Below are 10,745 nucleotides of genomic sequence, written 5' to 3'. Positions count from 1 at the left end.
TTGCGGCGGAATCCCGCCAAACTGTCGATGACAAACAAACGATTGAAGGCCGGGTGGAACGAGAAATTCCTCGTCAGCCTCATCTCGTGAAATTCAACTCACCCGATTCCCCTTACGTGCAAGATGTCACGCGCCGGTGTCGACGGAAGACATGCCCCGGGACGCGGGCGGGCCCGTGCCGGGCGAAAGCGCGCGACCGATGTCGACGCAACGCCCTTTCTTCCCGAACTGGCGGTCAGCCCGCGGTTGCCGGCCGCGCCTGGCGAAGGTCGTCCAGCATGGCGGAGACGGCGGCCGCGGCGCTGTCCAGCGCCCTGTCGTCGCGGGAGCGCAGGACGATCTCGGTGGAATAGCTGTCGCCGTCGAATTTCGGATAGGAGCCGATGCTCACGCCCGGATGCGACTGGGACAGGCTGCGCAGCGGGTCGCCGATGTCGCCTTCGCCGAACGGGCAGGGGATTGCGACGCTGCGGATCGCCTGGCCGGCGGGCAGGGTCGCCATGACATTGCCGAGCATGGCCTGGAAGATCTGCGGGACGCCGGCCATGACGAAGACGTTGTCGACGCGAAAGCCGGGAGCCTTCGACACGGGATTTTCGATCAGGATCGCACCCTCGGGCGTGCGGGTCATCCGGCGCCGCGCGGCGGTGAACTCCAGCCCGCGGCCGGCATAATAGTCCGACAGGATGTCGACCGCGTCCGGATGCTCGCCGATGGGCAGGCCGAAGGCGGCCGCCACCGCGTCGGCCGTCAGGTCGTCGTGGGTCGGGCCGATCCCGCCGGAGGTGAAGACGTAGTCGTAGCTGCGGCGCAGCGTGTTCAGCGTGTCGGCAATGAAATGCGGCTCGTCGCCGATGATGCGGACTTCCTTCAGATCGATACCGGCCAGCGTCAGGAGTTCGGCGAGATGGCCGATGTTCTTGTCCTTGGTGCGCCCGGACAGGAGCTCGTCGCCAATGGCGAGCATCGCGGCGGTCGCGGCGGGGTGAGCGGTCATGGCAAGGCTCCGGCACTCGGTTGAGCGGCCGTGCGGACAAGGTCCGCCGGGTCCGCTCCGGCTTCTTCGACGATTGGCAGCAACCACCCCGATCCGGACGGTGCTGCAGCCGCACATGAAGGCGTCTTCCACTGGAAGGCAAGGGGAGGCGCCGTGGCGAACAACCGCGTCCTGCATCGGCAGGGTGACGGTGCGTCGCAACAGATCGACAATTCACGGGCCGACGGGTCGTCTATCTAGGGCAGAGGCCCATGTGGCCGACCGACCATTCGACACAACGATGAAGGGAAGCCGCCAATGGCGAAGGTACTCGTACTCTACTACTCCAGCTACGGACATATCGAGGCGATGGCCAAGGCCGTTGCAGAGGGCGCCACGAGCGCCGGCGCGACGGTGGACATCAAGCGCGTGCCCGAGACTGCGCCCCCGGAGGTCGTCGCTGCAGCGCATTTCAAGACGGATCACGCCTATCCGGAATGCGACCCGATGGAGATGCCGACCTACGACGCCATCATCATCGGCGTGCCGACGCGCTTCGGCAACATGGCTTCGCAGATGCAGGCGTTCTGGGATCGCACCGGGCCGCTCTGGGCGACGGGTGCCCTCGTCGGCAAGGTCGGCGGTGCCTTCACCTCGACCGCGTCGCAGCATGGCGGCAATGAGACCACGCTGATTTCGGCGATCAAGGTGCTCCTGCATCACGGCCTGATGGCCGTCGGACTGCCCTATGCCTTCGCCGGCCAGATGAGCATGGACGAGATCGTCGGCGGCACGCCCTATGGCGCCTCGACGATCGCCAAGGGTGACGGCTCGCGCATGCCCAGCGAGATCGAACTCGACGGTGCGCGCTTCCAGGGCCGACACATCGCAGAGATCGCGGCGAAGGTCGCTGGCTGAACCCGCCCGACAGGCGGGTGAGTCACTCGGACCCGCCGGTCGTCCGGACCAATTCGGGCGACCGCACGCGAAGCTTGTGATCTCGACATCATGCCGGGATTGCATGGCCGCGCGATCATGCACCTGCGCGGCCCTAGCGGACGAAAACCGCGTAGCCTGTTCGCGTCATCAGAAAGCTGCGTGTCGGACTGCCGACGATCAGAAGTGCGTGGTCTCCGGCAGGCGGCCGTTCCGCTCGAAATCGAGTGCTTCGACAAGCCGTTTGAGCGCAGCGTTCTGCTTCCTCAACGTGACGAGGAAACCCTGCGCTTCGCGCGCATCCGTGCTGGCGCTGTCGGCACTTCCGACGCGCGCAATCCGCGCGAATCCGGCAGCATGTCCATTGCGGCTGGAGCTATCGGTCATGCGTCGGTCTCCCTTCCCCGTATTTACCTGCGGTGTGACCCGCCGGTGACCTAACGTTACGCATTTCCGCCGCAATTCGCGATCCTTTTTTCTTTCACTGTGACATTCGGTCCACGAATCTTGACAGCGATACCCTGTTTGGTTGAGGTCGCGGCGGCGCGGGCGTGGCGGAATGGTAGACGCAAGGGACTTAAAATCCCTCGGGCTTCGTCCCGTGCGGGTTCGAGTCCCGCCGCCCGCACCAGCAGCCGGAACGGTTTAGCGGCCGTTCTTCTCTCGCTCCGCGAAGGCTTGTATCCGAACCAGCCATCAGGGCGACTTATCACAACAATGTGTGACGCCGGGTAGTAGGTTGCACCGGCTTTCATCCCTTACCGGCGGAGCCCTTCGATGACCGATCAATCCTCCGCGTTGCCGCCATTCGAGGCTGTCGCCCCGCTGCTCGTCGACGTCGCCATGGGCCGCCGGCCGGCCGATCTGGTGATCCGCGACGCACGCTGGGTCAACGTCCATTCCGGCGAGATCATTGCGCATACGGACATCGCGGTCGCCGCCGGGCGCTTCGCCTATTGCGGGCCCGATGCGAGCCACGCGATCGGCCCCGACACGGAAATCGTGGATGCGGACGGGCGGTTCGTCGTGCCGGGCCTCTGCGACGCGCACATGCATGTCGAAAGCGGCATGGTGACGGTGACGGAATTCTGCCGGGCGGTGATCCCGCACGGCACGACCTCGATGTTCATCGACCCCCACGAGATCGCCAACGTCCTCGGCCTGCCGGGCGTCAAGCTGATGCACGACGAGGCGCTGGCCCAGCCGGTCAGTGTCTGGGTGCAGATGCCGTCCTGCGTGCCCTCTGCGCCGGGACTGGAGGAGGGCGGCGCGGTGCTCGGGCCGCAGGACGTGGCCGAGGCCATGGGCTGGCCGGCAATCATCGGCCTCGGCGAGGTCATGAACTTCCCTGGCGTCGCCGCCAACGACCCCACGATGGTCGGCGAGATCGCGGCGACCCGCAAGGCGGGCCGCACGGTCGGTGGCCATTACGCCTCGCCCGATCTTGGCCGCGCCTTCCATGGCTATGTCGCCGGCGGGCCCGAGGATGACCACGAGGGCACCCGCATGGAGGATGCGGCCGCGCGCGTGCGTCAGGGCATGAAGGCGATGCTGCGGCTGGGCTCGGCCTGGTACGACGTTGCCGAACAGGTGCGTGCGATCACCGAGATGGGCCTCGACTCGCGTCACTTTATCCTGTGCACCGACGATTGCCACTCGGGCACACTGGTGCATGAAGGCCATATGGACCGCGTGGTGCGGCACGCCATCTCGCGTGGCCTGAAGCCTATGACCGCGATCCAGATGGCGACGATCAACACCGCCGAGCATTTCAAGCTGGAGCGCGAGATCGGCTCCGTCACGCCGGGCCGGCGGGCGGATTTCCTGATCGTCTCGGACCTCGTGGACCTGACCATCGACGCGGTCTATGGCCGCGGCGTCAGATTGGCCGCGGACGGCCGGCTCGAGGCCGACATGCCGGCCCATGCCTATCCCGCCAGCGCCAAGGACACGGTGAAACTGGGACGGGCGCTGACGGCCGACGATTTCCAGGTGGCCGCGCCGCCGGCCGCGAACGGGTCGGTGGAAGCCCGGATCATCGGCGTGGTGGAGAATCAGGCGCCGACCAGAGCGCTGACGGCGCCGGTCCCCGTGCGCGACGGTGTCGCCATGCCCGATCCGGACAGGGACATCTGCCGGATTGCACTGGTGGAGCGACATCGGGGCAGCGGCGACGTGGTCAACGGCTTCGTCTCCGGCTTCGGCTACACGGGGCGCTGCGCCATGGCCTCGACGGTCGCCCATGACAGTCACCACATGATCGTCGTCGGAACGTCCGAGGCGGACATGGCACTGGCCGTCAATCGCCTGGGCGAGGTCGGCGGCGGCGTGGTCTTCTTCGCCGACGGCGTGGAGCAGGCGCTGGTCGAGATGCCGATCGCCGGCCTGATGTCGAGCGAGCGCGCCGAGATCGTCGCCGAGAAGGCCGACCGGCTGATCGGGGCGATGCGCGCCGCCGGCTGCACACTCAACAACGCCTACATGCAGCACTCGCTGCTGGCGCTGGTGGTGATCCCCAGCCTGCGCATCTCCGACAAGGGCATCGTCGACGTGGAGCGGTTCGAACTGGTGGATTTGTTCGTGTAAGCCTGCGCGGCTTTACAAAACTGCGGCGATGGTCGATGGCTGACGCATCGAGAAACCCGGCGAAGGAAAGGGGGCGTAGGATGGCACATTCGGCATCGATCGGCGGAGCCACGTCCCTGATTATCGGCGCCGGCGTGTCTGGCGTCCGTGCTGCCATGCAGCTTTCCGGCGCCTCGACACGTTCGGCACGCGGCGGCGTCGTCTAGACAGCTTCCGCTTTTCCGGCCGGCATCTCCCGGCCGCGCGTTTCTCCGGAACCCGTCGCGGTTCCCCAAGAGCAAGTCTGTGATCCATGTCCGATAACGAATTTTCCCGACGCGTCGAAGTCGCGGAGGATGCCCTGCGTGCGCTGTTTCCCGCAACGCCCCTGCAGCTCAACGAGCATCTGTCCGCCAAATACGATGCGCGCATCCTCCTGAAGCGCGAAGATCTGACGCCGGTGCGCTCCTACAAGATCCGCGGCGCCTTCAACTTCATGCGCAAGCGGATCGCCGCCGGCTCCGCCACCGGCCGCTTCTGCTGCGCCTCGGCGGGAAACCACGCCCAGGGCTTTGCCTTTGCCTGCCGGCATTTCGGTCTCGAGGGCCGGGTCTTCATGCCGGTGACCACGCCGCAGCAGAAGATCGACAAGACGCGCGTCTTCGGCGGCGATGCCGTCGAGATCGAGCTGGTCGGCGACTTCTTCGACGATTGCTACACGGCGGCCAAGACCTATTCGGCCGATACGGGCGCTGCCATGGTGCCGCCTTTCGACCACGAGGACATTGTCGAAGGCCAGGCGACGGTCGGCCTCGAGATTGCGGCCCAACTGGACGGCCAATGTGCGGACATGCTGGTGCTACCGGTCGGCGGTGGCGGCCTGGCCTCGGGGCTGGCGCGCTATTACGCCGGCGAGGACGGCCCGGTGTTCCGCTTCGTCGAGCCGCTCGGCGCACCCAGCCTGCGCACCAGCCTTCGAACGGGCGAACGCGTACGGCTGCCGCAGCTCGACGGCTTCGTCGACGGCGCTGCGGTCGCCGAGATCGGCGCTTTACCCTATGCGACGCTGTCGCGCTTCACGCCGGACGACGTCCTGCTCTCGCCGGAGGGTCGGCTCTGCCAGACCATGCTGGAGATGCTCAATCTCGAGGGCATCGTCCTGGAACCGGCCGGCGCGCTGGCCATCGACGCGTTGCGCGACCTGAAGGACGAGATCCGCGGCAAGACGGTGGTCCTGGTCGTGTCGGGCGGCAATTTCGACTTCGAGCGCCTGCCGGACGTGAAGGAGCGGGCCCTGCGCTACGAGGGCCTGAAGAAGTACTTCATCCTGCGGCTGGCCCAGCGCCCCGGCGCGCTGAAGGATTTCCTCGACTATCTCGGCCCGGACGACGACATCGCCCGCTTCGAATATCTGAAGAAGTCGGCGCGCGACTTCGCCTCGATCCTCATCGGCATCGAGACCAAGAACCCGGCGAATTTCGAGGGCCTGCTGGCGCGCTTCGACCAGAACGGCGTCAGCTACCAGGACATCACCGACAACAACATCCTTGCCGACCTCTTGATCTGACGCCCGGCAAGCCGGCCAAATGGCGCATTCCGAAGCCTGGGCTTGCGGAATGCGCCGGTTCAGCCCTGTGGCACCGGCGCGTCGGCGCGTACCAGCCCCTCCGCCTTCAGGTCCGACCACAGGCCACCGGGAATGGTCTCGTCCAGAAGCGCCAGATTGCGCGCCAGGTGGCTGCGGGCGGACATGCCGGGGATGACGGCCGCGACACTGGGATGGGTGAGGGGGAAGCGCAGGGCGGCCGCCGCCAGCGGCACGTCATGGGCCTCGCAGACGCTCGCGATCCGCCGGACCCGGTCAAGGATGTCCTCAGACGCCGGCTCGTAGTCGTAGGTGGCGCCCGCCACAGGGCCAGTCGCCAGGATGCCGGAATTGAACGGTCCGCCAATGACGATCGAGGCGTTCTCGCGCTGGCAGCGCGGCAGGAAGCTGTCGAGCGCCGTCTGTTCCAGCAGCGTGTAGCGGCCGGCCAGCAGGAAGACGTCCCAGCGCCCGTGGTCCATCGCCTCCTCGCAGACCTGCCATTCGTTGACGCCGACCCCGATCGCCTTGACGTCGCCATTGCGGCGCAGTTCGTCGAGCGCCCGGTAGCCGCCCTCCATGGCCTGCCGGAACAGCGCCGGATGCGCCTCGGCGCCATGGGTCACGGTGCCGATGTCGTGCAGGAAGAGGATGTCGACCCGGTCGATGCCCAGCCGCTGCAGGCTGTCCTCGTGCGAGCGCATCACGCCGTCATAGGAATAGTCGTAGTCGGAGCGGAAGGGAGCCGCGTCGATGAACTTGTCCCGGTCCGGATTGGGGCCGCGGTCCGGCCGGATCAGCCGTCCGACCTTGGTCGAGACCACCGCCTCCTGCCAGGGCACCGCGCGCAGCGCATCGCCGAAGCGTCGTTCCGACAGGCCGAAACCGTAGTAGGGGGCCGTGTCGAAATAACGAAAGCCGGCCTGCCATGCATCGAGCAGGAGCCCGCGGGCCTCGTCCTCGGCGATCGGCGCGTAGAGATTGCCGAGCGGGGCACCGCCGAAGCCGTATTCGGTGACCTGGACGCCGGTGCGTCCGATTTCGCGACGTTCGAACTGCATGGTCGGCTCTTCCTCTCCTGTCGCCGGGTGAGGGCCCGCGCCGTTCCTGTTGCTGCTGCGGTAAACAGTCTCTGCAATCCCTCAGAACAGCCCGCTCCCCTCGACACTATGGCCCGGGCCGACGGCCGCGACCAGCGCAGCGGTCATAAGGTCCGCCTGTTGCGGGACTTCGGCTCCCACATGCTGCAATGCGAAACATGCAGGCGCGGGTTGATCTGTGAGCCTCCGCGGTGACATTCAGGGAGGAGAGAGGCGCGGCTACCGACAGGCGGCCTTGGCCTCGATGAAATGCCAACGGGGGACAGATATGGTGGAAACAGCGTCATGTCTGGCCGTGGAGGAGCCCCGTTTCGCGTCGTTCTTCCCGCCCGACGCACGGCTGGAGCGCATCGCCGAGGGCTTCATCTGGGCCGAGGGACCGGTCTGGTTCGACGAGATCGGCGAACTGCGCTTCTCCGACATTCCCAACAACCGGATGATGGCCTGGACCCAGGCCGGCGGCCTGCGGGTCTTCCGCCAGCCCGCCCAGCGGACCAACGGCCACACCCGCGACCGCCAGGGCGCGATGATCTCCTGCGAGCATGGCGGGCGCTGCGTCAGCCGGACCCGCATGGACGGAACCTACGAGGTGCTGGCGACGCACTGGCAGGGCAGACGGCTGAATTCGCCGAACGACGTCGTGGTGAAGTCCGACGGCTCCATCTGGTTCACCGATCCGCCCTACGGGATCATCTCCGATCATGAGGGCATCCGTGCCGAGAGCGAGATCGGCGCCAACAACGTCTATCGGATCGATCCCGACAGCGGCGATGTCGACCTGGTCGCAGACGATTTCGACCGGCCGAATGGCCTGGCCTTCTCGGTGGATGAATCTGTCCTCTACGTGGCCGATTCCGGCCGGGCCCGCGGCCACGGATTCGGGACCGACGACAGCCGTCCGCATCACGTGCGCGCCCTGACGGTGGTCGACGGCTGCCGTCTGGGGTCCAGCCGGATCGTCTGCGAGGTCGACCGCGTGCCCGACGGGCTGCGGGTCGACACGGAAGATCTGCTCTGGGTGTCGGCCGCCGATGGCGTCCACTGCTTCGCCCCGGACGGGGTGCGGCTCGGCCGCGTCCTCGTGCCGGAGGTCGTCGCCAATCTCACCTTCGGTGGTCCCGATCGCTCGCGCCTGTTCATCTGTGGAACGAGCGCGATCTACACCATCGACACCACCCGCTGCGGCGCGCAGCGTCCCTAGGCGACCGTCCAATTGCGCATACGTCTCCGGCAATCCCGCCGCGGGCCAGATCGATACAGGGAAGGTGCACAATCCATGCTGAAGGGGATCGACCCGCTTCTGAACGCCGACATCCTCGGCGTGCTCGCGGCCATGGGCCATGGCGACGAGATCGTCATCACCGACGCCAACTTTCCTTCGGAATCGGTGGCGCATCACACGGTGTACGGCACCACGCTGCGGATGGACTGCTCGGCACCGCGGGCCGTGCAGGCGATCCTGTCGCTGCTGCCGGTGGATGATTTCGAGCCGGACGCGGTGCGCTACATGAATGTCGTCGGCGATCCGCAGGCGGTGCCCGATGTCATTGCCGAGGGGGCGGCCCTGTTTCGGGCCGAAGGCGCCGAACTCACCGGTGTCGACCGGTTCGACTTCTACGACCAGGCGCGCCAGGCCTATGCCATCGTCCAGACGGGCGAGCGGCGCTTCTACGGCAATTTCATCATTCGCAAGGGCGTCATTCCGCCGACAGCCGGCAATTGAGGTCCGGCGATGTCCGATCGGATCGACGCCCATTGCCATGCCTGGCGCCTGTCGCGGGGCGACTATCACTGGCTGCAGGCCGATGACGATCCGGCACTCTCGGCAATCCGGCGCGATTTCGCGCCGGCGGATCTGCGGCCGCTGTCGGCTGAGGCCGAAATCGGGCGGGTCGTGCTGGTGCAGGCGGCCGAGAGCGACGCCGAGACCGATTTTCTGCTGGATCTGGCGCGAGAGAACGACGAGATCGCCGGTGTCGTGGGCTGGGTCGATCTGTCATCGCCCGGCGGCGCCGCGCGCATCGAAACTCTTGCGTCCCAGCCGGCGCTGACGTCGCTGCGGCCGATGCTGCAGGACATCGCCGATCCCGACTGGCTGCTGACGGCGCCCGAGGCCGACGCACTCGCAGCGCTGGACCGCTCCGGCCTGCGCTTCGACGCGCTGGTGCTGCCGGTGCATCTGTCGCGGCTGCTGGTCTTCTGCCGCGATCATCCGGACCTACCGGTCATCATCGACCATGCCGCCAAACCGGCGCTCGGCGCGCCGTCGCACGATCCCCGGCATGCCCTGTGGCAGGAAGGGATGGCGCGGCTGGCGCGCGAGACCGCGTGCCGGTGCAAGCTGTCGGGCCTTCTGACCGAGATGCGGGCCGACCAGCGCGAAACCGCGGCGGACGCGCTGGCCGTTCTGCGGCCGGTGTTCGACCGTCTGCTGGAATGGTTCGGGCCCGAACGCCTCGTCTGGGGCTCGGACTGGCCGGTGCTGACGCTGGCGGCATCCCATGCCCGCTGGGTGGAGATCACTCGGGCACTCCTCTACCCACTATCGGAGCCCGAGCGGGCGGCGATCCTCGGTGGCAATGCGCGCGGCTTTTACGGGCTGGCGGACGCCGGTGCATGACCGCGCCCGTCAGTTAAGGATATCCGCATCGATAACTGCTACTCTTCCGGCTGTCTTGGCTTGATCGTGTGGTTCCATTCGGGATGGAAGGCGTCGCCGGTGATGTCGAGGCGGGCGAACTCGGCATCGGAAACGTTGAGACCCTTCTCGTAGATGCGCGTATCGAGCGCACATNGGCTTGATCGTGTGGTTCCATTCGGGATGGAAGGCGTCGCCGGTGATGTCGAGGCGGGCGAACTCGGCATCGGAAACGTTGAGACCCTTCTCGTAGATGCGCGTATCGAGCGCACATTCGTGTGTGGACGCCCCCCGGAATGCAAGCGGTTTTTGGCTTTGGAATGAGCAATGCGGTCGAGTTCCGTCGTGTGTCCGGCCTCATGATGCGGCTTTCATACGCCGCGGGCCCTTATGGATAGTTCGAAGATCGGGTCCAATTCGACTTTGCGCGCCCTGATCTGCGAGCAGTCCACCGGATGCTACGGCGGCTCGTCGCAAACAACGCACGCAAAAAGGGAACACGGTCGCCACGCCGAAGACAGCAATGGCGTTCGGATCGTTGCGGTTGTTCGGCTGGCGTACGTGCGTGCTATGGCCTACTCACTATTTCGGAAAACAGCTGATCCTTCGCCCGTTCGTTAATCAGTATACTAGATAGAAACGCGCCGGAATGCGGACTCCCCAATAGGCGACCATAAAGACGCCGCCGACGAGAAAGCCGGCAGACATGGCCACATCCAAGCATATGCGAGGGCGACCCCGGCCATGAGGCAGGCCCCCGCGATGAGGGCGGTATGTTTTCTTCGTGGTGATGAAGACTCGACGGCGATCACGGTCATCACTCCTTGTCCCCCTAGTGTTCACCACCTGACATAAGATTCCCATTTGTGATCTGGTGTGCCATGTTCGGCGCATGAGACGAGATGACATTTGTTTTTACGTTGGCCCCGCCGATCGTGCGCATCT

Annotated in this window: 9 protein-coding genes, 1 tRNA gene and 1 pseudogene; 7 read left to right on the top strand and 4 right to left on the bottom strand. The window is 66.2% G+C overall.

What is annotated here, in order from left to right; translation table 11 throughout:
- Positions 1-235: 235 nt before the first annotated feature.
- Complete coding sequence (locus VQ042_RS23085) at positions 236-997, bottom strand: competence/damage-inducible protein A (protein WP_331822638.1); 762 nt, start codon at positions 995-997, stop codon at positions 236-238.
- Between the two features lie 297 nt (positions 998-1,294).
- On the opposite strand from VQ042_RS23085, the gene wrbA reads away from it, so the two are divergent.
- Positions 1,295-1,894, top strand: a complete 600-nt coding sequence (wrbA, locus tag VQ042_RS23080) for an NAD(P)H:quinone oxidoreductase (RefSeq protein WP_331822637.1) — start codon at positions 1,295-1,297, stop codon at positions 1,892-1,894.
- A 198-nt stretch (positions 1,895-2,092) separates the two neighbouring features.
- Here the strand turns inward: wrbA and VQ042_RS23075 are convergent, their stop codons facing one another.
- Positions 2,093-2,299 carry a hypothetical protein gene (locus tag VQ042_RS23075; protein WP_331822636.1) on the bottom strand — a complete coding sequence of 69 codons (207 nt, stop codon included), beginning with the start codon at positions 2,297-2,299 and terminating at the stop codon, positions 2,093-2,095.
- Between the two features lie 158 nt (positions 2,300-2,457).
- On the opposite strand from VQ042_RS23075, the gene VQ042_RS23070 reads away from it, so the two are divergent.
- The 3 genes from VQ042_RS23070 to ilvA all read left to right on the top strand — a co-directional run bounded on the left by VQ042_RS23070 (position 2,458) and on the right by ilvA (position 6,044).
- Positions 2,458-2,543 (top strand) — tRNA-Leu (locus VQ042_RS23070).
- Positions 2,544-2,689: 146 nt separating this feature from the next.
- Positions 2,690-4,498, top strand: a complete 1,809-nt coding sequence (ade, locus tag VQ042_RS23065; RefSeq protein ID WP_331822635.1) for an adenine deaminase — start codon at positions 2,690-2,692, stop codon at positions 4,496-4,498.
- A gap of 292 nt (positions 4,499-4,790) precedes the next feature.
- Complete coding sequence (gene ilvA, locus VQ042_RS23060; RefSeq protein ID WP_331822634.1) at positions 4,791-6,044, top strand: threonine ammonia-lyase IlvA; 1,254 nt, start codon at positions 4,791-4,793, stop codon at positions 6,042-6,044.
- A 59-nt stretch (positions 6,045-6,103) separates the two neighbouring features.
- On the opposite strand, the gene VQ042_RS23055 is transcribed toward ilvA, so the two are convergent.
- Entirely contained in the window at positions 6,104-7,123 is a 1,020-nt protein-coding gene (locus VQ042_RS23055; protein ID WP_331822633.1) for an aldo/keto reductase, read from the bottom strand.
- A 307-nt stretch (positions 7,124-7,430) separates the two neighbouring features.
- Here VQ042_RS23055 and VQ042_RS23050 point away from each other — a divergent pair, with 307 nt between their 5' ends.
- The 3 genes from VQ042_RS23050 to VQ042_RS23040 all read left to right on the top strand — a co-directional run bounded on the left by VQ042_RS23050 (position 7,431) and on the right by VQ042_RS23040 (position 9,782).
- Complete coding sequence (locus tag VQ042_RS23050) at positions 7,431-8,363, top strand: SMP-30/gluconolactonase/LRE family protein (protein ID WP_331822632.1); 933 nt, start codon at positions 7,431-7,433, stop codon at positions 8,361-8,363.
- Positions 8,364-8,438: 75 nt separating this feature from the next.
- A complete protein-coding gene (locus VQ042_RS23045; RefSeq protein WP_331822631.1) occupies positions 8,439-8,885 on the top strand; it encodes an RbsD/FucU family protein in 447 nt (148 codons plus the stop codon).
- 9 nt (positions 8,886-8,894) lie between these two features.
- On the top strand, positions 8,895-9,782 hold the full coding sequence (locus VQ042_RS23040) for an amidohydrolase family protein (protein WP_331822630.1): 888 nt from the start codon (positions 8,895-8,897) through the stop codon (positions 9,780-9,782).
- A gap of 38 nt (positions 9,783-9,820) precedes the next feature.
- Here VQ042_RS23040 and VQ042_RS23035 read toward each other — a convergent pair.
- Positions 9,821-9,958: pseudogene (locus VQ042_RS23035) on the bottom strand (ISAzo13-like element transposase-related protein); the annotation flags it as partial.
- Between the last annotated feature and the right edge of the window lie 787 nt (positions 9,959-10,745).

The sequence above is a fragment of the Aurantimonas sp. A2-1-M11 genome (genome assembly GCF_036549475.1).
Lineage (GTDB): Bacteria > Pseudomonadota > Alphaproteobacteria > Rhizobiales > Rhizobiaceae > Aurantimonas.
The sequence above is the reverse complement of the archived record's forward strand: the minus strand, read 5'-3'. Positions and strand labels throughout refer to the sequence as shown.